Here is a 26,514-nt window from a genome sequence, read left to right as displayed (position 1 = left end):
CCCCCCCGGGTCCAGACCTGGGTCTTGCAGAGGAAGTTTCCCAGCACGCAGCCCTTGGCCCGCAGCTTACCGGCGTCCAGAACCAGCACCCGGCCCGAGAACGTCATGTTGACGTCCGGCGCGAAGACCTTGCCGCGCCACTCGCCCTTGTCACCGGGCGTGAAGTCCCTCAGCAGCTGCCGTCCCAGAAGCTCGCCGCCCGAGCCCTTGCGCGCGTCGGTGCGCGCCTCGTCGTTGGCCCAGACCACGTAGCCGCAGACCTCCGGCCCGCACGGCTTGATCTCCACATGGACGCTGTCCTTGGGATTGCGCCAGACGCCGTAGATGCCGTCGGTCGCCGGCGCCTGCGCCGCAGCCAGGCCAGGACCGGCCGCCAAGATCGCCAGCGCCAACACAGCTGGAGCAGACCACCGGACCCCGCCCTTCCCTAGCGCTGACGACGACATGAACATGGCCTCCCCCGACTTCGGCGACGACGATCGCCCGGTTTCCGGCGGCGAAGGTCAGCCGCCGGTCGCGCGGCGTCAAGTCGAGTGAGATTGTCAGAAGTTCAGCGTGCCCCAGAAGGTGCAGGCGTTGGGCGTGCCGGGCAGCGTGGCCGGCGCGGTCGACGGGATCACCAGGGACGACGATGTCAGGCCGGTCGAGGTGAAGCTGCCCGAGCAGGCGCCGAGGATCGTGGAGACCCCGACGCCCGACACGGTGACCGTGCCCGGAGCCGGTATCGTGACGCTCCACGGAAAGCCGCTCGGCGTCACCAACCATCCGCACTGCCAGTCGCCGGCAGAAAACGACCCGCCGGTGATCACCGCCGATGTCCCGCTCGGCGCGACGATCGCGCGGAGCTGGACGACGCAGGCGACATCCACCGTCTGGTGCATGTGCAGCGTGCCGGTGACCGCCACCTGGGCGTCCGCCCGGCCGGGGGCCGCGGCGATGCTCGCCAAGGCCATTGCCGTGAGCGCTAGGCCACGTTTCAGCATGAAGGCCTCCAAGGAAGGCGCCGCAGCGGCCGATGGCCGGATGCGGCCGTGTTTCCATAAGAAACGCCGGGAGTCCGCAAGGACTCCCGGCGAGACGAGGGGAAAGGATCTAGGTCCGCTCCCGCGGCTCTTACGAGACCGTCAGCGAGGGGCTGCTGGTCAGGGTGCCGGTGATCGAGCAGGTGCCCGGCGAGCCCGGAATGGTGGCGCCCGAGAAGGTCACGCCGCCGCTCCAGTTGGTGGTGATCGAACCGGCGCAGTTGCCCAGGATCGAGTTGGCGCCGATGCCGCTGATGGTGATCGACGAGCCGCCGTTGAGCGTGACGCTCCACGGGAAGCTGCTCGGGGTCACCAGCCAGCCGCACTGCCAGTCGCCAGCGGCGAAAGAACCGCCGGTGATCGAGGCGCTGCTGCCGTCGGAGGCGGTCGTGCCGGTCAGGGTCACGGCGCACTCGACGGTGGTCGATTGGCTCATGGTCAGGTCGCCACTGAGCGTGAAGCCCGTGCCGGCCGGGGTGATCGTGGCGGCCGAGGCGGAGCCAGCGGCGGCGAAGCCGGCGGCGGCCAGAACGGCGGCGGCGAGAACAGAAGCGCTCTTCAACATGACGTCTCCTCCTACGTTTATTTTCTTCAACCCCTCATGGAGGTCGAGCTACATGCAACTATCAATCGTGTAAGGAGTCAAACCCAAAAATACATAAAATTCAAACACTTACAACACAGCGACGAGGTCTCGCGACGCGTCCCGCGGGGGAGCGCCGAAAAGGCCGCCGCCCCGGTTCCCCGAGGCGGCGAGGCACCGAGGTCGCGCGCTAGAAGCGCTTGGAAACGCTGACCGCGACGAGGCGCGGATCCAGCGTGAAGACGTTGGTGGTCAGGCCGGTGTCGTCGCTGTTGGTGAAGGCGTCGGTGATCGGCGTCTTGTCGAACAGGTTCTTGACATAGGCCTGGATGACGAGGCCGTCGGCCGGACGCTCCAGCGTCACCGAAATGTTGACGTTGTCCCACGACTTCAGGCGGTCGTAGGTGGTGTTGTAGACCCGCGCGTAGCTGGAGCCCTGGTAGTAGTAGTCGCCGCGCAGGGTCAGCGCCCAGTCGTCGCGATGGAAGGTGTATTGGGCGCCGACATTGGCGGTCCAGTTGGGCGCATTGGGCAGCTCGTTGCCGCTGAGATCGGCCTCGAAGCCGCGCCCGCCGTTGGGCGCCTCGGTCAGCGGATTGTAGGTGAAGCCAAAGAAATTGGGCAGGTAGAGCGGCAGTTGCGAGGGGAACTGCGGGTTGAAGGAGCCCGTGCGCAGCGAACCGCCGCACAGGGCCTGCAAGCCCAGCATCGTCTGTTCCTGAGGCTTGTTGGCGGAGAGGATTCTCTGCACGTGTCTGGTCGGTGCGATGCAGTTCGACGGCACCTGCAGCCACGGCCGCAGGACGGTCCACTCGTCATTGCCCTGGGTGCGGTCCATCACGTCGATGGACTTCTCGCCCTTGCCGATCTTGGTGTTGAGGTAGCCCAGATTGGCGTCGAGGCGGAAGTCGCGGGTCGGCTTGAACACCGCCTCGAATTCCAGGCCCCAGGTCCGGGAGTCGAAGTTCTCGTTCAGCGAGATCCGGTCGACGATCTGCGAGACCTGATAATCGGTATAGTCGTAGTAGAACGCCGTGGCGTTCAGGCGCAGCTTGCCGCCGGCCAGGGTGTTCTTGGCCCCGATCTCGAAGGCGTTGACGTATTCAGGCGCGAAGGTCTCGGCCAGCGGCTGATACTGGAGGACCGTGGGGTTGATATCGACCCGCGGCGGGTTGGCGCCGCCGCCCTTGTAGCCGCGCGAGTACGAGGCGTAGACCATGGTCTCGTCGGTGAAGCTGACGGTCGGCTTCCAGTCGACCACCAGGCGGCCGGTCAGGGCGTCCCACTGCTGGTCGATGTCCGGCAGGGCCGGATAGCCGCGGCTGACATAGCCGCCCGACGACGGCCCCGGGTTGCCGCGGTCGGCGCCCAGCAGCAGCTGGCTTGGATAGGGCGTGCTGACCTTGCGATCGTCGGTGTAGCGCAGGCCCGCGGTCACGCGCCAAGTGGGCGACAGGTCGTAGTAGGCCTCGCCGAACACGCCCCACGAGCGGGTGTGGATCTGGTTCTTGCTGCGGAAGTAGTTGTGGCCGTCGCCCGCCAGCTGGTCCAGCGGCGTCGGGTCGACGTAGATGCATTCCTTGGTGGTCTGGGGCGTGCAGAGCTGCGTGCGCCGCCCCATGTTGGTCACACCGGGCACGACGAGGTCGTTGTAATAATACTCGGCCAGGAACGTGAACAGGTTGTTGAAGACGAAGTAGTCGTCGTTCGACTTGAAGTCGATGTAGTTCGCGCCGAGACTGAAGTTGAACCGCCCCTCATAGCTCGACTGCAGGCGAAGCTCCTGCGTCCATTGGCGGTTGTCGGAGCGCGACAGGTCGGCCGAGACCATTCGGTTGGACCGCCCCAGTTGCGGGTCGGTGTAGTAACCGCCAGGCGTCGGCGTGTTCGGATTGATGATCGGCTGGTTCAGCGTGTTGAACAGCCCGTCCGAGTTGCTGAAGATCGGGTTCGAGACGAAACGGTTGTAGTCCTGCGACGAATAGTAGTCGTCCTTGGCGTAGGCCGTCTGCGAGATGAGCTTCAGGTTGTCGCTCAGGTCGAATTCCATGTTGAACTGGAAGACGTCGTTTTTCACCCGGAAGATGGGATCGTAGCTGGTGGCGATCTCGCGCAGGTCCCGCGACTGGGTCAGGCCGGCATAGGGGTCGGTGCCCAGCGGCACGGCGTTGACGGTCTGGCCGGCGGCGTTGCGGCCATAGGACAGCGAAGCCAGGAAGACGTGGGCGAAGGCGCCGCCGTTGGGCACGCCGTAGGCCGCGTCGTCATAGAGCGATCCGGGCAGACAGCCCTGGCTCAGGCGGTTGCGGACCAGTTGCGAGGTGATGGCCACGTTGCCGACCTGGGTAGGACCCGGATCGTTGGTGCACAGCTGCTTGCCGGTGCGCGAGCGCTGGTCGTCCTCCTCGAAATGCTCCCAGATGAAGTTGGTGCGGAAGCGGCTGGTCGGCTCCCAGGCGGCCGACAGGCGCGTCGACCACAGGTCGCGGTTGTTGACCTTGGTCTCGTTGAAGGTGTTGTAGTCGAAACCGTCGCGCTGGGTGGCCGAGCCGGCCAGGCGCAGGGCGAAGGTCTCGCCCACGGGGACGTTGATCACGGCCTGCATGCGGCGGCTGTCGTAGTTGCCGACCTCGCCCTTGATGAAGCCTTCGAAATCCCGGCCCGGCAGGTTCGGGATCATGTTGACGACGCCGCCGGTGGCGTTGCGGCCATAGAGCGTGCCCTGCGGCCCGCGCAGCACTTCGACGCGCTGCACGTCCAGGTACTCCTGCTCGAACAGGCGGTTGCGGATCAGCGGCGTGGAGTTGAAGCTGACGGCCACGGCGGGGTCGCTGCTGGCCGAGATCGCCTTGGTCCCGACCCCGCGGATCGAGAAGTTATACATGCTGAAGTTGGCCTTCGAGAACGACACGTTGGGCACGGCCCGCATCAGTTCCGAACCGCCCTCGATCTTCAGCTCGTTCAGGCTCTCCGACGACAGCGCCGACACGGCGATCGGCACGTCCTGGATCGATTCCGAACGCTTCTGGGCCGTGACGATGATGTCTTCGACTTGCGTCACTTCCTGCGCGAAGGCTTGGCCCGCCCCGGCGGCGAGCGCGAAAATCGACGCAGTGACAGCCAGACGCGCGCGAGCGCGGGCTGATGAAGCCATGCCCTATCCTCCCCTACCTCGACCCAGCTCTCCGTCCAGGCCGATGAACGTTTCCCCCGCCCCAAATCAATCTCCGACGGCATTGGCGGCTCGGCCGACGGTTGGGTTGTACGATCTACCTATTCACTAGCATGTCAATACATTACTTACACCGATGTTCAGTTCCCTGACGTAAGCTCCGTACGGCTACCTAGGGCCGCTCCGTGACGCCGAATTAATATTTACATCGCTGTAAAAACGGCCAATGTCCGCGCAGCACGGGAGGGCAAGGAATGGACGCTGACGTCATCGTCGTCGGGGGCGGGCTGGCCGGATTGGTGGCCGCCAACGAGCTGGTCCAGAAGGGCAAGCGCGTGGCGCTGGTCGACCAGGAGAACGCCGCCAACCTGGGCGGCCAGGCGTTCTGGTCGTTCGGCGGCCTGTTCCTGGTGAACTCGCCCGAACAGCGTCGCCTGGGCATCCGTGACAGCCTCGACCTGGCCTGGCGCGACTGGCTGGGCAGCGCCGATTGGGACCGCCTTGATGGGCCGCTGCCGCAGGACGAGTGGGCGATCCGCTGGGGCCGCGCCTATGTCGAGTTCGCCGCCGGCGACAAGCGCGACTGGCTGCGCCGGCATGGGATCTCGCTGACGCCGATGGTCGGCTGGGCCGAGCGCGGCGCCGGCCAGGCCCTGGGGCACGGCAACTCGGTTCCCCGCTTCCACGTCGCCTGGGGCACCGGCACTGGAGTCTCCGAACCGTTCGCCGATCGTGCGCGCCAGGCTGCCGGCCGGGGGCTGCTGACCTTCCATCACCGTCGTCGCGTCGACGCCCTGGTCGTCGAAGGCGGGCGGGTGACCGGCGTCTCGGGCAGCGTGCTGGCGGCCGACGACGCGCCCCGCGGGGCGCCGTCCAACCGCAGGATCGTCGGCGACTTCACGCTGAAGGCCGGCGCGGTCGTGCTGGCCACCGGCGGCATCGGCGGCAACCACGATCTGGTCCGCCGCTATTGGCCGGAACGCCTGGGCGCCCCGCCGACAAGCATGATCACCGGCGTTCCGGCCTACGTGGACGGCCGGATGCTCGACATCGCCGCCGACGCCGGCGCACGCCTCGTGAACCGCGACCGCATGTGGCACTACGTCGAGGGCGTCCAGAACTGGAACCCGATCTGGCCCAGACATGCGATCCGAATCCTGCCGGGCCCGTCGTCGATGTGGTTCGACGCCCTGGGGCGGCGCCTGCCCTTCCCCGCCCTGCCCGGCTACGACACCATCGCCACCCTGCGCTACCTGCGCACGACGCCGGACTTGGCCGAGCACGACCACTCGTGGTTCATCGTCAGCCAGAAGATCCTGGAAAAGGAGTTCGCCCTCTCCGGCTCGGAGCAGAACGGCGACATCACCAATCGCCGCCGCCTGTCGCTGCTGAAGTCGCGCCTGGGCAAGGGCGCGCCGCCGGAGGTCGACGCCTTCAAGCGCAACGGCGCCGACTTCGTGGTTTCGACAAACCTGGAAGAGCTGGTCGGCAAGATGAACGCCCTGACCGCCGCGCCCCTGCTCGATCCCGCTATTATCCGTCGTCAGATCGAGGACCGCGACGCCCAGATGGGCAACCCCTTCGCCAAGGACCTCCAGGTCATGGGCATCCACAACAGCCGGCGCTCCCTTGGCGACCGGCTGGCCCGCACGGCGGCGCCGCACCGGATCCTGGATCCAGCCGCCGGACCGCTGATCGGGGTCAAGCTGCACGTCCTGACCCGCAAGTCGCTAGGCGGGCTGCAGACCGACCTTTCGGGCCGAGTGCTGACGCCGGACGGCCAGGTGCTCGAGGGACTCTATGCGGCCGGCGAAGCCTCGGGCTTCGGCGGCGGCGGGCTGCACGGCTACAACGCCCTGGAAGGCACCTTCCTGGGCGGCTGCATCCTCTCGGGGCTGGCCGCCGGCCGCGCCCTGGCCGGGGCGGTCTGAGCCGTGGGCGCCGACGCCCTGGCCTCGCCGCTGACCACCGTGGCCCTGCCCGCCGCCCTGGGCCTGATCATGTTCGGCCTGGGGCTCAGCCTGACGCCCGCCGACTTCGCAAGGGTCGGCCGACGTCCTCGCGCCGCCGTCGTCGCCCTGGCCTGCCAGCTGCTGGTGCTGCCGGTGATGGGCTTTGGCCTCGCCCTGCTGTTTCGCCTGCCGCCCGAGACGGCGGTCGGGCTGATGCTGCTGGCGGCGTCGCCGGGCGGTACGGCGGCCAATCTCTACAGCCACCTCTTCAGGGGCGACGTGGCGCTGAACATCAGCCTGACGGCGATCAACTCGATCCTGGCCGTCATTACCCTGCCGATCGTCGTCAATCTGTCGGTGGCCTGGTTCCAGCCCGGCGAACTCTCCGTCGGCCTGCGGTTCTCCAAGACGGTCGAGGTCTTCATGGTGGTGCTGGGGCCGGTGGCCCTGGGGATGCTGGTGCGCCGCCTGCGTCCGACCTTCGCCGACGCCATGGACCGGCCCGTGCGCGTGGTGTCGGTGGCGTTCCTCACCTTGCTGATCGGCGCGGCCGTCGCCGCCAACCTGGCGACCCTGAAGGACGAGGTCGTGGGGCTGGCCGGCGTCACCGTCGTCTTCTGCCTGCTCAGCCTGACGGTGGGCTTCGTGGTTCCGCGACTGCTGCGCGTGGCCCGCGACCAGGCGATCGCCAGCGCCTTCGAGGTGGGGCTGCACAACGCCGCCCTCGCCATTGTCGTCGCCCAGTCGGTGCTGCAGCGGCCGGAGATGAGCCTGCCGGCCGCCGTCTATGGCGTCCTGATGTTCCCGCTGGCGGCGGTGTTCGGGATGGTGCTGACGCGGACGGCGGGCGTCGCGCGTGATCCTCGTCCTTCGACGAGCTCAGGATGAGGATCAAGGTGAACGTCGAACAGAAAGAAACCTCACCCTGAGCTTGGCGAAGGGCGAGGTTTCCCGCCGCCCCTACTTCAACTCTCGCCGCAGCACCTTGCCGACCGGCGTCTTGGGCAGCGGCTCGGCGCGGAACTCGACGATGCGCGGCACCTTGTAGGCCGTCAGGTGCTCGCGGCAGTGGGCGACCAGCGCCTCCGAGGTCAGTTCGGCCGAACGGCGCACCACCACGATCTTGATCCGCTCGCCCTGCACCGGATCGGGCACGCCGATGGCGGCGACCTCCTCGACCAGCGGATGGGCGGAGACCACGTCCTCGATCTCGCTGGGATAGACGTTGAAGCCCGAGACCAGGATCATCTCCTTGAGGCGGTCCAGCAGCTTCACGCGGCCGTCGGCCTGCATCACCCCGATGTCGCCGGTGGCCAGCCAGCCGTCGGCCGACAGCACCTTGGCCGTCTCGTCGGGATGGCCCCAATAGCCCTTCATCACCTGCGGGCCGCGCACGCACAGCTCGCCAGGCTCGTCGACGCCGCACCAGGCGCCGTCGTCGCGGCGCATGCGCACCTCGGTCGACGGCACCGGTAGGCCGACCGTGCCGTCGAAGCCCATGGTCTCGGGGTTATCGATGTCGACATAGCCGATGCAGACGACCGGCGAGCATTCGGTCAGGCCGTAGCCCTCGATCACCGGCGCGCCGGTGACGTCCTGCCATTCCTCGGCGACGCTGCGCTGGGTGGCCATGCCGCCGGCGATGGTCAGGCGCAGGTCCGAGAAGTCGCGGCTGCGAAAGGCCTCGTTGTTCAGCAGGCTGGTGAAGAGGGTGTTGAGGCCCGTCAGGCCCGTGAAGCGCTCGTTGCGCAGCACCCACTCCACCCGCTTGGCGTCGCGCGGGTTGGCGATCAGAATGTTGCGGCCGCCCACCCCGACGAACATCAAGAGGTTCGCGGTCAGCGAGAACACGTGATAGAGCGGCAGCATCGTGACATTGCCGACGGCCTGGTCCTGTGGGATCTGGGTCATGATCCAGGCCCGCCCCTGCAACACGTTGGCGATGATGTTGCGATGGGTTAGCATGGCCCCCTTGGCCACGCCGGTCGTGCCGCCTGTGTATTGCAGGAAGGCCAGATCGCTGGGCCGGATCTCCACCGGCGCCAGCTTCAGTCGCCTTGCCCTGCGCATCATCGCCGGCCAGCGCAGCGCCCCCGGCAGCCGCCACTTCGGCACCAGCTTCTCGACATGGCGCATCATGGCGTTGACCGCGGCGCCCTTGGCCGAGCCCATCATGTCGCCCATGGCCGTGACCACAACCTGCCGGATCGCCGTGCCCTCGATGGCCTGCTCCAGCGTGTGGGCGAACATCTCCATGGCCACGATCGCCACCGCGCCGCTGTCCACCAGCTGGTGATGCAGCTCGCGCGGCGTGTAGAGCGGATTGACGTTGACCACCACGGCGCCGGCCATCAGCGTCCCGAACAGCGCCACCGGATACTGCAGGCAGTTGGGCATCATCAGCGCCACGCGCTCGCCCTGCCGCACGCCGACCGCCTGCAGCCAGGCGGCGAAGGCTTTCGCCTCGCTCAGCGCCCGCCCGTAGCTGACGCCGGTGCCCAGGCTGACGAAGCCCGTCCGGTCGGCGTAGCGGCTGGCGTCGGCCTCGAACAGTTCGCCGACCGAGCGCCACAGGGCCAGCTCGTCGTCGATCGTGGCCGGCACGTCGGCGCGGTAGCTGCGGGTCCAGAAGCGTTCGGCCCACAGGCGATCGGCATCGGCGGCGAAGGTCTGGGAGCTCGTCATTTCTCGAGCACCGCCACCACGCCCTGGCCGCCGGCTGCGCAGATTGAGATCAGGCCCCGGCCGCCGCCCTTGCGGTCCAGCATGGTCGCAAGATGCGCCAGGATCCGACCGCCGGTGGCGGCGAACGGATGGCCAGCGGCCAAAGAACTGCCGTGGACGTTCAGCCTGTCGCGATCGATGGCGCCGGGCGCGCGATCGAGGCCAAGGCGCGTGCGCGCGTAGTCGTCGTCCTCCCAGGCCTTCAGCGTGCACAGCACCTGGGCGGCGAAGGCCTCGTGGATCTCGTAGTAGTCGAAGTCCTGCAAGCTGAGGCCCAACTTCCCCAGCATGCGCGGCACGGCGTAAGCCGGGGCCATCAGCAGGCCCTCGTCGCCCTTGACGAAATCGACCGCCGCCGTCTCGCCGGCCCGCAGGTAGGCCAGCACCGGCAGGCCCCGCGCCTTGGCCCATTCCTCGCTGGCCAGCAGCACCGTGGAGGCGCCGTCGGTCAGGGGCGTGGAGTTGGCGGCCGTCAGCGTGCCGTGCTCGCGGTCGAACACCGGCTTCATCGTGGCGATCTTCGCGGGGTCGATGTCGGGCCGCAGGTTGTTGTCGCGCTTGAGCCCCCGGAACGGAACAACGAGGCTGTCGAACAGACCGTCGGCATAGGCCTTGGCCATCCGCTGGTGGCTGCGCACGGCCAGGGCGTCCTGCTCGGCGCGCGGGATGTTCCACTGCTTGGCCATCACCTCGCAGCTCTCGCCCATCGACAGGCCCGTGCGCGGCTCGGCGTTGCGCGGCGGTTCGGGCTTGAAGGGCGCGGTGAGGCCAGCCCCCAGCAGCGCCTTGACCTTGCCGCCGTTGGTCTTCTCGCGATTGGCCGCCAGCAGCGCCTTGCGAAAGCCCTCGTTCAGCGCGATCGGCGCGTCGGAGGTGGTGTCGACGCCGCCTGCCACGCCCACGTCGATCTGGCCGAGCGCGATCTTGTTGGCCACCAGGATCGCCGCCTCCAGCCCGGTGCCGCAGGCCTGGACGACGTCGTAGGTCGGGGTGTCGTGGCCGATCGTCGTGGAGAGCAGGGCCTCCCGCGTCAGGGCGATGTCGCGCGAGTGCTTGAGCACCGCGCCGGCCGCCACCTCGCCCAGCCTAAGGCCATGCAGGTTGAACCGATCGGCCAGGCCCTGCAGGGCGGCGGTCAGCATCTCCTGGTTGGAGGCTTCTGCATAGGCGGTGTTGGAGCGCGCGAAGGGAATGCGGCTGCCGCCGAGGATGGCGACGCGCCGGGGCGCGGGCAGGGTCAGCATGAAGGGTCCTGTGTCTCGAGGTCCAGGCGGCCGCGCAGATGGGTGCGCGCGCCTTGGGCGTCCTTGATTTCGAAAGCGCGCTGCGGCCCCTCGGGGCTCGCGAGCAGCTGGATCTGGCCGGGCAGGAACACCGGCGCGCGGAAGGCGACCTCGACCTCGCCGGCCTCGACGGCGGCGCCCTGCGTCAAGGCGGCCACGGCCCGGGCCTTGACCCACATGCCGTGGGCGATGGCGCGCTTGAAGCCGAACAGTTTCGCTCCGAGCGCCGAGGTGTGGATCGGATTGGCGTCGCCTGACACGCGGGCGTAAGCCCGGCCAAGGTCCGCCGGCAGCGTCCAGCGCTCGACCGGCGTGTCGGCCGCGCCCTCGACGGTCGGCGCGGGCTCGCCCTGCCCCGCCTTGCCCAGGCGCAGGTAGACGCTGGACCCCTCCCACACGACCTGGCCGTCGCGGCGGGCCGTGGTCTCCAGCGAGAAGGCCTGGCCCTTGTCGTGGGCCAGCAGGCGTCCCGTCCGCACGCTGATGGCCAGCCGGTCCCCGGCCTGCAGCGGCGCGTGCTGCGCGATGCGGTTGGACAGGTGCACCAGCCCCATCATCGGATAGGGAAAGTCCGCTGCCAGCATCAGTCGCATCTGCAACGGAAAGGCCAGGATGTGCGGGAAGGTCAGCGGAACCCCGGCGTCGGCGCCGAAGCCGCAGGCCCCGGCGTAGGCGTCGATCGCCTCGCGCCTCAGCCACACCCCGCCGGCCTCCAGCGTCGCATCGGGAAACGCCCCACCGCGGCGCAGCAGCCCCCGCAGGGCCCCGCCCGCAAGGGCCAGGGTCGAGACCGGCTCGGCCATGTCGGTCATGGTCAGGCCCCGAGCAGGCTCTGGCCGCAGACGCGGACCACCTGGCCGTTGACGCCGCCGCTGGCCGGGTGGGCCAGCCAGGCGATGGTCTCTGCCACGTCGACGGGACTGCCGCCCTGCCCCATGCTGTTCATCCGCCGTCCGGCCTCGCGGATGGCGAAGGGGATGGCCGCCGTCATCCGGGTCTCGATGAAGCCTGGGGCCACGGCGTTGATCGTCACCCCCTCGCCCAGGCCGTCGCGCGCCAGGCGGCGCACCGCGCCGATCCAGCCGGCCTTGGACAGGGCGTAGTTGGTCTGGCCCATGTTGCCGGCCACGCCGCTCAGCGACGACACCGCCACGATGCGGCCGTTGCGGCGGATGGCCCCGGCCTCAAGCAACGCGCGGGTCAGGGCCAGGGGGGCGCCAAGGTTGACGGCCATCACGCTGTCCCACTCGCGCTGGTCCATCCGCGCCAGGGTGCGGTCACGGGTGATGCCGGCGTTGTGCACCACCACGTCGAAGCCGCCGGCCGCCCGCGCCGCCGTCACCAGGGCCTCTGCGGCGTCCGGCGCGGTGATGTCGAGGCCCAGCGGGCGCACGCCCAGTTCGCCGGCCAGCTTTTCCAGGTCTTCGCGCGCGGCGGGCACGTCCAGCGCCGTGACCTGGGCGCCCTCGCCGGCGAACAGTCGCACGATCGCCTCGCCGATGCCGCGCGAGGCGCCGGTGACCAGCACGTGCCTTCCGGCGTGACCCAAGCGCGCGTCGCCCGCCACGCCGGGCGCGGCCACCCGCACCACCTGGCCTGAGACATAGGCCGAGCGCGGCGACAGCAGGAAGTCCAGCGTGCTGGCCGCGGCCTGCTCGTCGCCGGGCGCGACGTAGAGCAGCTGCACGCCGATGCCGCGCCGCGCCTCCTTGGCCAGCGAACGGACGAAGCCTTCGAGACCGCGCTGAATAGCCTCGGCCTCGGCGGTGGCGGTCGTCTCGGGCGGAACGCCGATCACCACGATCCGGCCGTGTTCGGCCACCGAGCGCACCGCCTGATGGAAGAAGCCGTATAGCGCCCGGGCCGAGGCTACGTCCACGCAGTCGCTGGCGTCGAACACCAGTCCGCCATAGCGCTCGTCTGCCGACCAGCGCCGGCGCAGCGGCGCGCCCGAGGCGCTGGCGACCCGCTCCAGCACCGGCCCCATCCGCCCGCCGCCGGCCGATTCCAGCAGCAGCGGATGCAGGGCCACGGCCCCGGCCTCGGCGCGCCGTTGCAGCGGCGCGGGCTTGGGCAGGCCCAGGGCCCCCACCATCCAGCCGCCCAGGCCGCTGTTGGCGAACTCCAGGTAACGGTCGGTCATTGGGCCACCTTCTCGCGCTTGGCGGCGCGCTTGCCGCCCCGGCGCGCCAGGCCCTCGGCCAGGCCGAAGTCCTGCGGGAAGTCGTCGACCTGAATGGCCATGTCGGCCAGCACCGCGAAGCGGGCGAAGAGGTCGCGCTCGGCGCCCGAGATCAAGCCCTTGGCCTCGACCTCGCCGGCCCAGGCGTCCAGCAGGGTCAGGTTCTGCGGCGCGCGGGCGATGCGGCCGGCGGCGATCTCGGGCTTGAGGCGACGCTCGACGGCTTCCACCTGCGGATGGAGGTCGAAGGCCACCGCCGTGGCGGCGATCGGATCGACCTCGATGCGCGGCGTCCACGAGCCGGCCAGCAGGCGATCGCGGGCCGGGCCGTGACGCTGGATCAGGCCGGCGACGTCGGCGGCGACGCGGTCGTTCGGACCTGACCGGCCAAGACCGGCGCCGACCACGCCCAGCACGAAGGCGACGACGCGGCTGGGATGATTGGCCAGCAGGGCTCTCCAGGCCTCGCCCGTGCGGGCCAGGGCGTCCTGGGCGGCCCAGTGGACCAGGGGCAGGTCTTCCGCCGGGCGGCCTTCGTCCTCGAAGCGCTTGAGCGCGCTCGACAGGATCAGCAGCTGCGAAAGCATGTCGCCCAGGCGCCCGGTCAGCGCGCCCTTGCGCTTCAGAGCGCCGCCGACCGTGGCCATCGACAGGTCAGAGGCCAGGGCCAGCAGGGTCGAGAAGCGCGTGGCGGCGCGGTAGTAGCGGCCCAGCTGGGGCGCGGCCCCGGCCGGCTTGCCGATCAGCAGGCCGCCGGTCGCGGCGAAGGCGCTTGCACGGGCGAGATTGCGGAACAGGAAGCCGACATAGCCGAACAGCGCCGCGTCGAAATCCTTCAGGTTCTGCGTCTGCGCCGTCCGCATCAGCGTCAGCACGTAGGGATGGCAGCGGATCGCGCCCTGGCCGTAGATGATCAGGGTGCGGGTCATGATGTTGGCGCCCTCGACCGTGATGGCGATCGGGATCTGCTGGTAGGCGCGGGCCAGGAAGTTGCCCGGGCCCATGCAGACGCCCTTGCCGCCGACCACGTCCATGGCGTCGTTGACGACGATCCGGGCGCGCTCGGTCACGTGATACTTGGCGATGGCCGACACCACCGAGGGCTTCTCGCCCTGGTCGAGGGCCGCGGCCGCCAGGCGGCGCAAGGCGTCGGAGGCGTAGAGGTGGCCGGCCATGCGGGCCAGCGGCTCCTGCACGCCCTCGAAGGCGCCGATCGGCATGTTGAACTGCCGACGGATGGCGACATAGGCGCCGACCATGCCGACGGCCAGCTTGGACATGCCCACGTTGGACGACGGCAGCGAGATCGCGCGGCCGGCCGCCAGGCATTCCATCAGCATCCGCCAGCCGTTGCCGACCTGGGTCTGGCCGCCGATGACCATCTCCATCGGCACGAAGACGTCGTCGCCAGTGATCGGGCCGTTCTGGAAGACCGCGTTCAGCGGCCAGTGGCGGCGTCCGATGTTCACGCCCGGATGGTCGCGCGGCAGCAGCACGCAGGTGATGCCGGGCTCTGCGCCCTGGCCCAGCAGGCCGTCGGGATCGACAGCGCGGAACGCCAGGCCGATGACCGTCGCGATCGGGGCCAGGGTGATGTAGCGCTTGCGCCAGCTGACCCGGAAGCCCAGCGTCTCGCGGCCGTTCCACAGGCCCCGGCAGACCACCCCGGTGTCGGTGATCGACGCCGCGTCGGAACCGGCATAGGGGTTGGTCAAGGCGAAGCACGGGATCTCGTCGCCCCGCGCCAGACGCGGCAGGTAGTGGTCCTTCTGGGCGTCGGTGCCGTAGTGCAGCAGCAGTTCGGCCGGCCCCAGCGAGTTGGGCACCATCACCGAGACGGCGGCGGCCGAGCAGCGGGTCGACAGCTTCTGCACCACCTGGCTGTGGGCGTAGGCCGAGAAGCCGAGACCGCCGTAGCGCTTGGGGATGATCATGCCCAGGAAGCCCTTGTCGCGGGCGTACTCCCAGGCCGCCGGCGGCAGGTCCTGCCAGACCGAGGTGCTCTCCCAGTCGTTGGACAGGTCGCACAGGTGCTCGGCCTCGATGTCGAGGAAGCGTTGCTCCTCGGCCGACAGCGCCGGCGCGGGCGTTGCCAGCAGGCGCTTCCAGTCTGGCTTGCCGGCGAACAGCTCGGCGTCCCACCAGACGTTGCCGGCTTCGACGGCGGCCTGCTCGGTGGGGCTCATGCGCGGCATGATGCCGGCGAAGGCCTTCATGGCCGGGGCCGACAGCACGGCCGCGCGCAGCGGCCGGAAGGTCGTCAGCACGGCGATCGGCGCGGCGACGGCGGCCAGCACCAGGGTGGCGGTCGAACCGATCACGCCGGCCGCGAAGCCGGCGCCTATCCATAAGGCCGTGGCGGCGGCCCACAGGGCGGCCCTGGCCTGCACGAAGGTCAGCACGAAAGCGATGAGCGCGGCGGCGCCAATCCAGATCAGCATGGTCGCAATCCCCCGACCGGCGGGGCGGCCCCCGTCGGCTCCAAGAAGTCGGCTGGTGTCAAAGTCGGTTACGCGGAACGCGAGGACGGCCAGGGGACCGTCAGGTTACTCAAATTGAGCGGCGCTCAGCGCACGCGTTTCCAGGTCTGGGTGCGGCACAGCAGCGGGGCGATGCAGCCCTTCACCGCCAGGGTGTCGTCATCCAGCAGGGTCAGCGTGCCTGTCGAAGCGCCCTGCCCCGTCTCCGGGTCATAGAGCGGCCCGCCGGACCACGAACGCGGTCCGCCGGAGAAGTTGGCCAGCACCGTCAGGTCCTTCAGCTTGCGGGCGCGCAGTTCGGCGTTGCGGTTGCGCACGTCGCGCTGGTCGGGATCGGCGCGCAGCGGGGCCGCGTCCTTCAGGCGGCCGCAGAAGCTCTCGCCGCAGCGCTCGATGGCGACGACGCCGTTCTCGGCCGAGGTGCGCCAGCGCCCCGTGAGGCCGGCGTCCTGGGCCAGGGCCGGCGCGGCGATCGCGCAGGCCGCCAGGGATGCGACGGCGAGCAGCCGGCTCATCCCTGGCCTCCCAGATAGGCGTTGCGGGTCTGCGGCGGCACCCGCTCGTAGAGCGTCGGGCGCGGGATGCCCAGGCGGGCTCGCGCGGTCTCCAGCGGCTCGGCCATCAGGGCCTCATAGTCCTCGCCCGGCAGCCAGGACGCCTTGCGGCCATTGCGCCAGGCCTGCAGCACTGCGCGTCCGCACGGGTGGCCGGTGCGCGCCCGCATGAACTGCACCGCGGCCCCCGCCGCGATCAGGCCAAAGCCGGTGCTGCGGGTCTGGGGCAGCGAGAACGCCACCACGCAGGCCTCGCCCAAGGCGTCGGTCTGGTAGCCGGTCAGCACGTGCCAGATGTCGTGCACATCGCGGATGCGGCGGGCGTACCAGGCGCGCGGGTGCGCCGCCTCGATCTCGGTGTCGGCGACCTTGGCGCTCTCTTCGGCAAGGCCGTAGGCCGAGAGATTGCGGCTGTCGATGAAGGCCAAATAGGCCGCGCCGACCGTGCCGTCGGCGAAGCTCGACAGCCAATCGCGGTCCTGCAGGCGATCGGACAGCTCGACCTGCTGATAGGCCTGGATCCCGCCCTGAGGCGTGTCCATCAGCCGCTGGTAACCCCACTCGATCGAACGGCCCGCCAGGGCGTTCATGATCTCGAACACCTGGCGGGTGTCCTCCTTGTCGGCTACCAGCCGACCGAAAGCCCGCATGGCCCGAACGGGTTGGATGCGGCGTCTAGCCGCATGGGAAGGCGCGCGATTCTGGCCGTGAACTGGCCGCAGCGCGGGCGCGGATTGCGCAGCTTGCACTTGCGGTTCCCCTTGTTGGAGCCTAAGGAAAAAGCCTTATCTACATGAATGTCATTTACATCGATGTCAATTGAGAAAAGCGCAACCCGCCGTCGACGCCGCGTGCCCGAAGAAGCGCGCCGCGAAGCGATCGCCTCCGCGCGCGCCCTGCTCCTGAAGGGCGGACCCGATGCCGTGACATTGTCGGCGGTCGCCGGCGAGATCGGCGTGACCCACGCCAACCTGATCCACCACTTCGGTTCGGCCGCCGGCCTGCAATCGGCGCTGATGGGCTCGATGGTCTCCGACCTGACCCAGGCTCTCGACGAAGCCATCGCCCGCCTGAAGACCGACGACGGCGCGCCGCTGGAGCTGGTCAACGCCGTTTTCGACGCATTTGACACCGGTGGCGCGGGTCGCCTGGCCGCCTGGATCACCCTGTCGGGCGATCTCTCGCATCTCGAGCCCGTCCGCGCGGCCGTCCAGAACCTGGTCGAGGCCATCGCCGACAAGATGGGCGCGCAGGACGCCCAGGCCCGCGAAGGCGTCGGCGCGGCGGTGCTGTTCATCGCGCTCAGCGCCTTCGGCGAGGCCCTGATCGGCCCGCCTTTGCGCGACATGCTGAACCTGCCGGACGGCGCGGGCCGCCGCGTGGTCGCCAGCCTGCTGCCCCGCTTCCTGATCCCCAAGGCGCCGCAAGGCGCCGCTTCGGCTACGTAAGGCGGCCCGACCTCTTGCGAACGGTTCGCGCAGCAGCGACACTAAGGCTGATTTGGGGAAGCAAGGGGCGTCGGTGACCTCTGCCTTGGGCGCATGGACGGGACGATGGGTGACGGCTCTGGCCGCCATGCTCGTCGCCGTGTTCGTCGTCCAGGGGCCGATGACCGGCCTCGACCGCGCCCTGCACGGCCCGCCCAGCGCCCTGGCCGCCCTCGATGAGGACCACGACCACGTCTATCAGGGCCGCCTGACCTCGATCGACGTCCATTTCGACGCCTCGATCATCGCCGCCGATGGCCTGGGAGATGATCCGGTCGCGCCGCATCACCACCATCACCACCACGACACCCCCTCGGTGTTCGGCGCGCTCGACGACCTGCCTAGCCCGGCCGCCCGTCATGTCGACGACGGTCTCTGGGCGCTCGCCCAGCAACGGCTGACCGGCATCGGCGGCCCGCAGCAGGAACGCCCGCCCAAGGAAACCCTCGCACACGTCGCCTGAAGCCGCGCGGCCGCCGCGCCGCGCTTTCCGACCTGTCTCGAGGACCTTTCATGCATTCCGCTATCCAAGGCCGCCGCGCGCGGTCCTGGCTGCTCGCCACGGCGCTCGCCCTGGCGACGCCCCTGGTCGCGCAGGCCAGCCCCCTGACCCTGTCCGAGGCGCTGGGACGCGCCGCCGACGCCGATCCGGCCCGGCCCGCCCTCGCCGCCCGGCTTTCCGCCGCCGAAGCCGGCGTGCGCCAGGCCGGCGTCCGACCCAATCCCGTCGTCGGCGTCGATGTCGAGGATCTCGCGGGCTCTGGCCCCTACTCCCTGATCGATCGCGCCCAGGCTACGCTCTACTACGAGCAGACCCGCGAGCGCGGCGGCAAGCGCGCCGCCCGCGTGGCCCTGGCGCGGGGCGACATCGCCCTGGCCCGCCTGCGCGACGACGTGCGCGTGCTCGACCTGCTGCACGAGGCCGACCTGGCCTGGGTCGAGGCGGTGTTCACGCAGGCCGAGGCCGCCCTGGCCGCCGACCGCCTGGCCCTGGCCGAACGCGCCCGCGGCGCGGTCTCGCGTCGGGTGAAGGCCGCGCGCGATCCGTTGTTCGCCGGCGCCCGCGCCGAGGCCCAGGTCGCCGAGGCTAGCATCGCCCTGGCCCAGGCCCAGACCCGCGCCGCCGACGCCCGCCGGGCGCTGGCCGCCTACTGGGGCGGCGGAGACATCGAGATAGACGCGGCGGCGCTGGAGGACCTGTCGGTCGCCGGCCGCGTCGCCGGCCCCGCCTCGCCCGTGGACCTGGCCCTGCTCGACGCCCAGCGCGACCTGGCCGGCGCCCGCGTTCGCGTCGAGGAGAGCAAGGCCGTGCAGGATCCGACCTGGCGCGCCGGCCTGCGCTACCTCAACGACGACGGGGCCGTGGCCGCCGTCGTCGGCGGCTCGATCCCGCTCGGCCGCTACGACACCAATCGCGGCGCCATCGACCAGGCCCGGGCCGAGCGCCAGGCCGCAGACCTCGACCTGGCCGGAGTGCGCAGCGTGCTGGAGCGCCGGATCGCCGCCACCCAGGCCGCCCTCGCCCAGAAGGCCGCCGAGGCGCGTCGCATCCAGGACGAGGTCGTGCCGGCCAACGCCCGTACGGTCGACCTCGTCCGCGACGGCTTCAACCGTGGCGGCTTCTCCTATCTCGACGTGCTGGAGGCCCAGAAGGCCCTGATGGAGGCCCGGAGCCGCCGCCTCGCCGTGCTGAAGGCCTTCCAGGTCGACCGCGCCCAGCTCGACCGTTTGACCGGCGCCCATGCGCGCCTGATCCCCGCTTCGGAGTCCGCCCGATGACCCGCCGCTTCATGCGCGTTTCCGCGCCCCTGGTCCTGGCGATCGCCGGCGCCCTCACCCTGTCGGCCTGCGGTGACGCCCCGGCCAAGTCCGAAAGCCACGCCGAAGCCGCAGAGACCCGCGGCCCGCACGGCGGCCGGATGCTCTATGACGGAGACCTCTCGGTCGAGATCACCATCTTCGAGGACGGGGTCGAGCCGGAGTTCCGCGTCTACGCCTATCGCAAGGAAAAGCCGCTGGCGCCTGGCGAGGTGCAGCTCACGATCACCCTCACCCGTCTCGACGGCGAGGTGAACCGCTTCGCCTTCAGGCCTGAGGGCGACTACCTGCGCGGCCAGGGCGTGGTGACCGAGCCGCATTCGTTCGACGTGGCGGTGACCGCCGCCGTCGGCGGCAAGACCAGCAACTGGCGCTACGACTCCTATGAGGGCCGCACGACGATCTCAGCAGAGGCCGCCAAGGCCGGGGGCGTACGCACCGAGATCGCCGGTCCCGCCCCGATCGCGCAGCTGGTCGACATGGCCGGCCGGGTCGAGATCACGCCGGAGGGCAAGGGCGAGGTCCGCGCCTGGTATCCGGGCCGGATCATGAGCCTGAACGGCCAGCTGGGCCAAACCGTCCGCAAGGGCCAGGTCCTGGCGCGCGTGGAGTCCAGCGAGAGCCTGCAGACCTACTCGATCCCCGCCCCAATCGGCGGCGTCATCATCGAGAAGAACCTCAATGTCGGCGACGTGGCCATGGAGCGGCCGATCTTCGTGATCGCCGACCCCACCAAGCTGCACGCCGAGTTCTTCGTCTATCCGCGCGACGCCGAGAAGGTGCGCGTCGGCCAGCCGGTCGAGGTTCGCAGCCTGTCGGGCGACACGCGCCTGACGGCGGAGGTCGAGGCCGTGCTGCCGACGGCCGACCTCGTCAGCCAGACCCTGCTGGCCCACGTGCACCTGCCCGGCGGCGCCGACAGCGCTTTTCGGCCCGGCATGGGCGTCGAAGGCTCGTTCCAGGTCGGCGCCCAGAACGCGCCTCTAGCCGTGCGCACCAAGGCCATCCAGCGCTTCCGCGACTTCCAGGTCGTCTTCGTCAAGGTGAAGGACGCCTACGAGGTGCGGATGCTGCAGATCGGCCGCCAGACGCCCGAATGGACCGAGGTGCTCTCGGGTCTCAAGCCCGGGGCCGAGTACGTCGTCGACGGCGCCTTCCTGATCCGCGCGGACATCGAGAAGTCCGGCGCGAGCCACGATCACTGAGGGAAGCGGAGATCATGCTCGAACATATCGTCGCCGCCGCGATCCGGCTGCGCTGGGTCGTGCTGGCGCTCGTCGCCGCCGCGATCGCCGTCGGGGTCTGGAGCTTCCAGCGCCTGCCCATCGACGCCACGCCCGACATCACCAACGTCCAGGTGCAGATCAACACCGAGGCCCCCGGCTTCTCGCCGCTGGAGGCCGAACAAAGGGTCACCTTCCCGGTCGAGACGGCCATCGCCGGCCTGCCGGGCCTGCAATACACCCGCTCGATCTCGCGCTACGGCCTTAGCCAGGTCACCGTCGTCTTCAAGGACGGGACCGACATCTACTTCGCCCGCCAACTGGTCGGCGAACGGCTGCAGAGCGCCCGCGGTCAGCTGCCGCCGGGCCTGACGCCGGAGCTGGGCCCCATCTCAACGGGCCTGGGCGAGATCTTCATGTATACCGTAGAGGCCAAGCCCGGCGCCCGCCGTCCCGACGGCAAAGCCTGGGGCCCGGAAGACCTGCGCACCTTGCAGGACTGGGTGATCCGGCCGCAGCTGCGCAATACGCCCGGGGTGACCGAGGTCAACACCATCGGCGGCTTCGAGCGGCAGTACCATGTCACGCCCCTGCCCGAACGGCTGTCGGCCTACGGCCTGACCATGGGCGACGTCGTGGCGGCGCTGGAGCGCAACAACGCCAATGTCGGGGCCGGCTACCTGGAGCGCTACGGCGAGCAGGTGCTGGTGCGCGTGCCCGGCCAGGCCACGGGGATCGCCGACCTGTCGGCGGTCATCGTCGCCAGCCGCAACGGGGCGCCGATCCGCGTGGCCGACGTCGCCGACGTGGGCCTTGGCCAGGAGCTACGCACCGGCGCGGCCACAGAGAACGGCCAGGAGGTGGTGCTGGGCACCGTCTTCATGCTGGTCGGCGAGAACAGCCGCACCGTGGCCCGGGCCGCCGCCGCCCGCCTGGAGGAGGCCGCCAAAGCCCTGCCGCCGGGCGTCACGGCCAAGCCGATCTACGACCGCACCGATCTCGTCGACCGCGCCATCGCCACCGTCGAGAAAAACCTTCTCGAAGGCGCCCTGCTGGTCGTCGTCGTGCTGTTCCTGCTGCTGGGCAACATCCGCGCGGCCCTGATCACAGCGGCGGTCATCCCGCTGTCGATGCTGCTGACCATCACCGGCATGGTGCAGGCCGGCGTCTCGGGCAACCTGATGAGCCTGGGGGCGCTGGACTTCGGCCTGATCGTCGACGGCGCGGTAATCATCGTCGAGAACTGCCTGCGCCGCCTGGGCGAAGCCCAGCACCGCAAGGGCCGCCTGCTGACCCGCGACGAGCGCTTCTCTCTCGTGGCCTTGGCCGCCGGCGAGGTGATCCGGCCCTCGCTGTTCGGAATCCTGATCATCACGCTCGTCTATGTGCCGATCTTCGCGCTGACCGGGGTGGAGGGAAAGATGTTCCACCCGATGGCCATCACCGTGGTCATCGCGCTGACGGCGGCCCTGGTGCTGTCCCTGACCTTCGTCCCCGCCGCCGTGGCCATGTTCGTCACCGGCAAGGTCGAGGAGAAGGAGAGCCGGATCATGACCGGCGCCCGCCGCCTCTACGAACCGGCGCTGGAGACGGCCCTGCGCCTGCGGGTTCCGTTCGTGGCCGGCGCGGCGATGCTGGTGGTCCTGGCCGCCCTGGCCGCCTCGCGCATGGGCTCGGAGTTCGCCCCCAGCCTCGACGAGGGCGACATCGCCATGCACGCCATGCGCATCCCCGGCACGAGCCTTTCCCAGGCCGTGGCCATGCAGGCGGCGCTGGAGAAAAGGATCGCCCGCTTCCCCGAGGTCGAGCGGGTGGTGGCCAAGATCGGCACCGCTGAGGTCGCCACCGACCCGATGCCGCCCTCGGTGGCCGATACCTTCATCCTGCTGAAGGACCGCAAGGACTGGCCTGATCCCAGGAAGCCTCGGACCAAGCTCGTCGCCGAACTGGAGGCGGCCGTCGCCGAGGTGCCCGGCAGCAACTACGAGTTCACCCAGCCGATCCAGATGCGGTTCAACGAACTGCTGTCGGGCGTGCGGGCCGACGTTGCCATCAAGGTCCATGGCGATGATCTCGAACAGCTGCTGGCGGTCGGCGAGAAGATCGGCGCGGTCGTCGAGGGCGTCTCCGGCGCCCAGGACGTCGGCGTCGAGCAGGTCACCGGCCTGCCCGTCCTGCAGATCACCCCCGACCGCGCCGCTCTCGCCCGCCTGGGCCTCAATGTCGACGACGTGCAGTCGGTGGTGGCCACCGCCATCGGCGGTACGGTCACCGGCCAGGTGTTCGAGGGCGACCGGCGGTTCGACGTGGTCGTGCGCCTGCCTGAAAGCGAGCGCGGCAAGGTCGACGATGTCGGCCGACTTCGCATCCCGCTGCCAGGCAGCCTCGACCAGCCTCGCGGCTTCGTACCCCTGCAGGACGTCGCGCGGATCGAGACTGTGATCGGCCCCAACCAGATCAGCCGCGAGGACGGCAAGCGCCGCGTCGTGGTGACCGCCAATGTACGCGGCCGCGACCTGGGCTCGTTCGTCGACGAGGTGCGCCAGAAGGTCGGGGCGGAAGTCGCGCTGCCGGCCGGCTACTGGATCACCTATGGCGGCACGTTCGAACAGCTGATCTCGGCGGCCAAGCGCTTGCAGCTGGTGGTTCCGGCCGCCCTGCTGCTGATCTTCGGCCTGCTCTACGCGCTGTTCCGCTCGGCCAAGGACGCCGGGATCGTCTTCTCCGGCGTGCCCCTGGCGCTGACCGGCGGCGTGCTCGCCCTGCTGCTGCGCGGCCTGCCGATGTCGATCTCGGCCGGGGTGGGCTTCATCGCCCTCTCGGGCGTGGCGGTGCTGAACGGCGTGGTGATGCTGAGCTTCATCCGTTCGCTGCGGCAGGACGGGATGGAGCTGGACCAGGCGATCCGCGAGGGCGCCCTGGCGCGGCTGAGGCCGGTGCTGATGACGGCCCTGGTGGCCAGCCTGGGCTTCGTGCCCATGGCCTTCAACGTTTGGGCCGGGGCCGAGGTGCAGCGGCCGCTGGCCACCGTGGTCATCGGCGGCATCGTCTCGTCCACCCTGCTGACCCTCCTGGTGCTGCCGGCCCTCTACCGGCTGGCCCACCAGGTCAGGCTGCGGCCTTAAGCCGCTGTTCAGGCGCGATTAATCTCGAAAAGCCGATCGTGGGATTCGTACCCGCACCCGGATCCCGGTTTCGCCTCGAAAAGCGCGAACCGGGGTCCGGGCCTCAGCTTTCGGAACCCGCGCCATGCTTCGCCGCAAACCCAAGAAGACGCCCTTTCCCGTGGCGGACGGCGACACCGTCGAGCTCGTCCTCCGCTGCGGCCACCGCGCCCGCGCCTCGGTGCTCGGCTCCAGCGGCGGCCTGATCGAACTGGCCTACCGCAAGGCCGACGACCGCTGCGGCCACGCCTATGTCGACGCCGCCACCCTGCAACCCGGCGAGAACGTCCGCTGGGCCTTCACGGCGCGTCCGCCGGTCTAAAAATCCCCCTCTCTCGAAGAGAGAGGGGTTATTTTCAGAACCGCCAGCTCAGCGCCGCGCCCCAGGTCAGGGGCTTGCCCGGGAAACGCACCACGGTGTTGGCGTTGCTGCTGACGGCCGTCCAGTAATACTCGTCGGTCAGGTTGCGCCCCCACAGCGACAGTTCCCAACCCTGGTCGGGCGATGAGATCCCGACGCTGGCGTTGAGCAGGCCATAGCTGTCGATGACGAACAGCGGGTTGCCCTCCAGGTCGGCGCTGGACTTGTCCTGCCAGCGGCCGTTCAGCGCCGCCTGCAGTTTCAGCCCATTGGCCAGATCGTGGTCGAACAGGGCCGTCAGGCCGCCCTGGAACTTCGGGCTGTATAAAAAGGGCCGTCCGTCGAAGTCCTGGGGCTGACCGGCGCCGTTGATGCCGGTGTAGCCCTGGACCTCGGTGTGCAGCCAGGTCGCCGAGGCGAGGAAGGTGAGAGACTTGGTGGCGCGCCAGGTGATGTCGCCGTCCAGGCCGCGGGCCATGCCCTCGGGCACATTGGCCAGGCGCGACAGGGCTGTATAGATCGGGTCGGCGAACGACACGCTGAGCTGCTTGTCGGTGTAGTCGTAATAGAAGACGCCCAGATTGGCCTGGACCCGCCGGTCGAACAGCGCTGCCTTCACGCCCAGTTCGTAGGCCGTCAGCAGTTCCTGCCGCGCCGGGGCGTTCTGGGTCGAGATGTTGGCCGCGTTGATCGGTGTCGCCCCCGCCTTGGCCCCGCGCGAGATCGAGCCGTAGACCAGCACGTCGTCCGACGCCCGCCAGTCCAGCGCCGCGCGCCAGGCGAAGTTGTCCTCGTCCAAGGTCGAGCGCACGAAACCGAAGCTGGCCGCGGCCGGATCGAAGGTGTTGCATGCGCCCTGCGTGATCGGCGCCACCAGCCCGTAGACGCCGAAGAACAGCGCCCGGTTCACGACGTTGACGTTGGGCAGCATATTGCCGTTGAAGTCGCGCGAGCAGCCCACGTAATCCTGCTTGTCCTGGCTGTAGCGCAAGCCGACGGTCAGTTTCAGAGTTTCCGTCAACTGCCTGTCGGCATTGGCGAAAAGGCTCCAGGTATCGGTCTCGATATTGCCCACGTCCTCATAGGTGCGGAACGCCTGGCTCATTTGCAGCGCGGTGTACGCGCCGCTGTTGAACGGCGTCGCCAGCAGGGTCGAGCCGTAGAACCGGATCAGCCCGACATTGGCGTTCTGGCCCAGGATCGTGCGGTTCATATCGAGGATCTCGTCGTGGGCGATATAGCCCCCGACCAGCCACGAGCCCTTCTCGGTGCGCCCCTCCAGCCGCAGTTCCTCGGCCGTGGATTCGATGTCGCCGTGGGCCTTCTGCACCAGGATCTCGTAGGGCGCGCCGCTCCAGTCGAACACCGCGTCGCGCCGCAGCTTGTTGTAGCTGGTCAGCGAGATCAGGCTGACGTCGTCGGAAAGGTGCCAGGCCAGCCGCAGCTTGGCCGCGTCGAAGCGGTCGTCTTCTTCGGCCGGATCGCTGATGCCCAGGCCCGTGCCGACGTCCGCGCCGCGCACCGACAGCGGCGCCCAGTCGGCCTGCGTGGCCTTGGTCGGCTTGTTGGCGGCGATGTAGCTCACAAGGCCCGCCGCGTTGAATGGACTGGCCGCCGTGGCGGGCGTGAAGCCGATCGCCTGGGCCGCCACCGTGTCGGACCGGTTGCGCCAGCCGGCGTAGGAGAAGTCGATGTCGACCTTCTCGCTGGGCTGGGCGGCGAGCGACAGGCGCCAGCCCTGGCGATCCACCTCGCCCAGCCGCTCGTCGCGGCTGTTGCTGACCTGCCAGCCCTTGCCGCTGTGCTCGGCGCGGAAGGCGACCCGGGCCTGGACCTTGTCGCCCAGCGGACCGCTGAAATAGCCTTCGAGATTGCGGGTCTTGTAGTTGCCGAGCTCGGCCGTCAGCCCCGCCTCGAAATCTTCGGTAGGCTTGTTGGTGACGAAGTCGACGAGGCCCGCCGTGGTGTTGCGACCGTAGAGCGTGCCTTGCGGACCTTTGAGCACCTCCACCCGCTCGAGGTCGAACATCGGGCCGGTGTTCATGAACGGATAGGCGTAGGCGACCTCGTCGACATAGGTCCCGACCGTCGAGGTGGCCGACAGGTTGATGGTGTTGAAGCCGATGCCGCGCAGCGTATAGGTCGGCACGCCCTGGTAGCTCTGGCTGACCGTGAAGCTGGGCGCGACGGTCGACAGGTCCTTGGGATCGGTGACCCGCAGCTGCTGCAGGGCCTGGCCGCTGAAGGCCTGGATCGGCATGCCGATGTCGTTGGCCGCCTCCTCGCGGCGCTGGGCCGTGACGACGACCGTCTCGATGGCCAGGCTGTCCTTTTCGTCCTGGGCGGGCTTGGCCGTCGGGCCTTGCGCCCAGACGGGCGCCGCCATCGACAGGGCCATGGCCGACACCCCCAGCGTCAGCGCCAGGCGCAGTGGTCCTTGCATGCGAAACCTCCCTCCGGCCGCGCCTTCATTGGACGCTGGCTCTATCGGAGCGTGCGGGTCGCCCGC

The 26,514-nt window shown here is 69.6% G+C and carries 20 protein-coding genes; 8 read left to right on the top strand and 12 right to left on the bottom strand.

Annotation, left to right across the window (positions count from 1 at the left end; translation table 11 throughout):
* The 4 genes from ACODR1_RS16650 to ACODR1_RS16635 form a co-directional block, all read right to left on the bottom strand.
* A partial coding sequence (locus ACODR1_RS16650) for a DUF2147 domain-containing protein (protein WP_488881442.1) occupies positions 1-377 on the bottom strand: 377 nt, incomplete at its 3' end.
* Between the two features lie 165 nt (positions 378-542).
* Entirely contained in the window at positions 543-983 is a 441-nt protein-coding gene (locus ACODR1_RS16645) for a protein activator of alkane oxidation PraB (RefSeq protein ID WP_488881441.1), read from the bottom strand.
* Positions 984-1,113: 130 nt separating this feature from the next.
* Positions 1,114-1,587: a protein activator of alkane oxidation PraB gene (locus ACODR1_RS16640; RefSeq protein WP_488881440.1), complete on the bottom strand. Its 474-nt coding sequence runs from the start codon at positions 1,585-1,587 to the stop codon at positions 1,114-1,116.
* Positions 1,588-1,795: 208 nt separating this feature from the next.
* Positions 1,796-4,666, bottom strand: coding sequence for a TonB-dependent receptor (locus ACODR1_RS16635; RefSeq protein ID WP_488881439.1), 2,871 nt, complete (start codon positions 4,664-4,666; stop codon positions 1,796-1,798).
* Between the two features lie 365 nt (positions 4,667-5,031).
* Here ACODR1_RS16635 and ACODR1_RS16630 point away from each other — a divergent pair, with 365 nt between their 5' ends.
* The gene (locus ACODR1_RS16630; RefSeq protein WP_488881438.1) at positions 5,032-6,708 is read left to right on the top strand and encodes an FAD-binding dehydrogenase; all 1,677 of its coding nucleotides are present in this window, start codon (positions 5,032-5,034) and stop codon (positions 6,706-6,708) included.
* Positions 6,709-6,711: 3 nt separating this feature from the next.
* The gene (locus ACODR1_RS16625) at positions 6,712-7,617 is read left to right on the top strand and encodes a bile acid:sodium symporter family protein (RefSeq protein WP_488881437.1); all 906 of its coding nucleotides are present in this window, start codon (positions 6,712-6,714) and stop codon (positions 7,615-7,617) included.
* 72 nt (positions 7,618-7,689) lie between these two features.
* On the opposite strand, the gene ACODR1_RS16620 is transcribed toward ACODR1_RS16625, so the two are convergent.
* The 7 genes from ACODR1_RS16620 to ACODR1_RS16590 form a co-directional block, all read right to left on the bottom strand.
* Complete coding sequence (locus ACODR1_RS16620) at positions 7,690-9,414, bottom strand: AMP-binding protein (protein ID WP_488881436.1); 1,725 nt, start codon at positions 9,412-9,414, stop codon at positions 7,690-7,692.
* Positions 9,411-10,697: an acetyl-CoA C-acetyltransferase gene (locus tag ACODR1_RS16615; RefSeq protein WP_488881435.1), complete on the bottom strand. Its 1,287-nt coding sequence runs from the start codon at positions 10,695-10,697 to the stop codon at positions 9,411-9,413. The genes ACODR1_RS16620 and ACODR1_RS16615 overlap by 4 nt, the downstream gene beginning before the upstream one ends.
* Positions 10,691-11,548, bottom strand: coding sequence for a MaoC/PaaZ C-terminal domain-containing protein (locus ACODR1_RS16610; protein WP_488881434.1), 858 nt, complete (start codon positions 11,546-11,548; stop codon positions 10,691-10,693). Before ACODR1_RS16610 ends, ACODR1_RS16615 begins: the two co-directional genes overlap by 7 nt.
* A gap of 2 nt (positions 11,549-11,550) precedes the next feature.
* A complete protein-coding gene (locus ACODR1_RS16605) occupies positions 11,551-12,879 on the bottom strand; it encodes a 3-oxoacyl-ACP reductase (protein WP_488881433.1) in 1,329 nt (442 codons plus the stop codon).
* Positions 12,876-15,359: an acyl-CoA dehydrogenase gene (locus tag ACODR1_RS16600; RefSeq protein WP_488881432.1), complete on the bottom strand. Its 2,484-nt coding sequence runs from the start codon at positions 15,357-15,359 to the stop codon at positions 12,876-12,878. Before ACODR1_RS16600 ends, ACODR1_RS16605 begins: the two co-directional genes overlap by 4 nt.
* Positions 15,360-15,484: 125 nt before the next feature.
* Positions 15,485-15,913, bottom strand: coding sequence for a DUF2147 domain-containing protein (locus ACODR1_RS16595; protein WP_488881431.1), 429 nt, complete (start codon positions 15,911-15,913; stop codon positions 15,485-15,487).
* Positions 15,910-16,602, bottom strand: coding sequence for a Coq4 family protein (locus ACODR1_RS16590; protein ID WP_488881430.1), 693 nt, complete (start codon positions 16,600-16,602; stop codon positions 15,910-15,912). The genes ACODR1_RS16595 and ACODR1_RS16590 overlap by 4 nt, the downstream gene beginning before the upstream one ends.
* Before the next feature lie 147 nt (positions 16,603-16,749).
* On the opposite strand from ACODR1_RS16590, the gene ACODR1_RS16585 reads away from it, so the two are divergent.
* The 6 genes from ACODR1_RS16585 to ACODR1_RS16560 all read left to right on the top strand — a co-directional run bounded on the left by ACODR1_RS16585 (position 16,750) and on the right by ACODR1_RS16560 (position 23,966).
* Positions 16,750-17,400, top strand: a complete 651-nt coding sequence (locus tag ACODR1_RS16585; protein WP_425267072.1) for a TetR/AcrR family transcriptional regulator — start codon at positions 16,750-16,752, stop codon at positions 17,398-17,400.
* Positions 17,401-17,473: 73 nt separating this feature from the next.
* Positions 17,474-17,902 (top strand): hypothetical protein, encoded by a 429-nt coding sequence (locus ACODR1_RS16580; RefSeq protein WP_488881429.1) that lies wholly within the window; start codon positions 17,474-17,476, stop codon positions 17,900-17,902.
* A 50-nt stretch (positions 17,903-17,952) separates the two neighbouring features.
* Positions 17,953-19,218: a TolC family protein gene (locus ACODR1_RS16575; RefSeq protein ID WP_488881428.1), complete on the top strand. Its 1,266-nt coding sequence runs from the start codon at positions 17,953-17,955 to the stop codon at positions 19,216-19,218.
* Positions 19,215-20,462 carry an efflux RND transporter periplasmic adaptor subunit gene (locus ACODR1_RS16570; protein ID WP_488881427.1) on the top strand — a complete coding sequence of 416 codons (1,248 nt, stop codon included), beginning with the start codon at positions 19,215-19,217 and terminating at the stop codon, positions 20,460-20,462. The genes ACODR1_RS16575 and ACODR1_RS16570 overlap by 4 nt, the downstream gene beginning before the upstream one ends.
* A 14-nt stretch (positions 20,463-20,476) precedes the next feature.
* On the top strand, positions 20,477-23,605 hold the full coding sequence (locus ACODR1_RS16565) for an efflux RND transporter permease subunit (protein WP_488881426.1): 3,129 nt from the start codon (positions 20,477-20,479) through the stop codon (positions 23,603-23,605).
* A 124-nt stretch (positions 23,606-23,729) separates the two neighbouring features.
* Entirely contained in the window at positions 23,730-23,966 is a 237-nt protein-coding gene (locus ACODR1_RS16560) for a hypothetical protein (protein ID WP_488881425.1), read from the top strand.
* Between the two features lie 34 nt (positions 23,967-24,000).
* Here ACODR1_RS16560 and ACODR1_RS16555 read toward each other — a convergent pair whose 3' ends face one another.
* Positions 24,001-26,448, bottom strand: a complete 2,448-nt coding sequence (locus tag ACODR1_RS16555) for a TonB-dependent receptor (protein WP_488881424.1) — start codon at positions 26,446-26,448, stop codon at positions 24,001-24,003.
* Between the last annotated feature and the right edge of the window lie 66 nt (positions 26,449-26,514).

This window comes from Caulobacter sp. FG7, from assembly GCF_057808875.1.
This window is presented reverse-complemented; position numbering and strand designations above follow the sequence as displayed.

Bases quoted from the DNA above. Each gene is read 5' to 3' on its own strand.
- ACODR1_RS16645 (WP_488881441.1), bottom strand. From the start codon at position 983: ATGCTGAAACGTGGCCTAGCGCTCACGGCAATGGCCTTGGCGAGCATC.
- ACODR1_RS16640 (WP_488881440.1), bottom strand. From the start codon at position 1,587: ATGTTGAAGAGCGCTTCTGTTCTCGCCGCCGCCGTTCTGGCCGCCGCC.
- ACODR1_RS16630 (WP_488881438.1), top strand. From the start codon at position 5,032: ATGGACGCTGACGTCATCGTCGTCGGGGGCGGGCTGGCCGGATTGGTG.
- ACODR1_RS16620 (WP_488881436.1), bottom strand. From the start codon at position 9,414: ATGACGAGCTCCCAGACCTTCGCCGCCGATGCCGATCGCCTGTGGGCC.
- ACODR1_RS16615 (WP_488881435.1), bottom strand. From the start codon at position 10,697: ATGCTGACCCTGCCCGCGCCCCGGCGCGTCGCCATCCTCGGCGGCAGC.
- ACODR1_RS16610 (WP_488881434.1), bottom strand. From the start codon at position 11,548: ATGACCGACATGGCCGAGCCGGTCTCGACCCTGGCCCTTGCGGGCGGG.
- ACODR1_RS16605 (WP_488881433.1), bottom strand. From the start codon at position 12,879: ATGACCGACCGTTACCTGGAGTTCGCCAACAGCGGCCTGGGCGGCTGG.
- ACODR1_RS16600 (WP_488881432.1), bottom strand. From the start codon at position 15,359: ATGCTGATCTGGATTGGCGCCGCCGCGCTCATCGCTTTCGTGCTGACC.
- ACODR1_RS16595 (WP_488881431.1), bottom strand. From the start codon at position 15,913: ATGAGCCGGCTGCTCGCCGTCGCATCCCTGGCGGCCTGCGCGATCGCC.
- ACODR1_RS16590 (WP_488881430.1), bottom strand. From the start codon at position 16,602: ATGCGGGCTTTCGGTCGGCTGGTAGCCGACAAGGAGGACACCCGCCAG.
- ACODR1_RS16585 (WP_425267072.1), top strand. From the start codon at position 16,750: ATGTCATTTACATCGATGTCAATTGAGAAAAGCGCAACCCGCCGTCGA.
- ACODR1_RS16575 (WP_488881428.1), top strand. From the start codon at position 17,953: ATGCATTCCGCTATCCAAGGCCGCCGCGCGCGGTCCTGGCTGCTCGCC.
- ACODR1_RS16570 (WP_488881427.1), top strand. From the start codon at position 19,215: ATGACCCGCCGCTTCATGCGCGTTTCCGCGCCCCTGGTCCTGGCGATC.
- ACODR1_RS16565 (WP_488881426.1), top strand. From the start codon at position 20,477: ATGCTCGAACATATCGTCGCCGCCGCGATCCGGCTGCGCTGGGTCGTG.
- ACODR1_RS16560 (WP_488881425.1), top strand. From the start codon at position 23,730: ATGCTTCGCCGCAAACCCAAGAAGACGCCCTTTCCCGTGGCGGACGGC.
- ACODR1_RS16555 (WP_488881424.1), bottom strand. From the start codon at position 26,448: ATGCAAGGACCACTGCGCCTGGCGCTGACGCTGGGGGTGTCGGCCATG.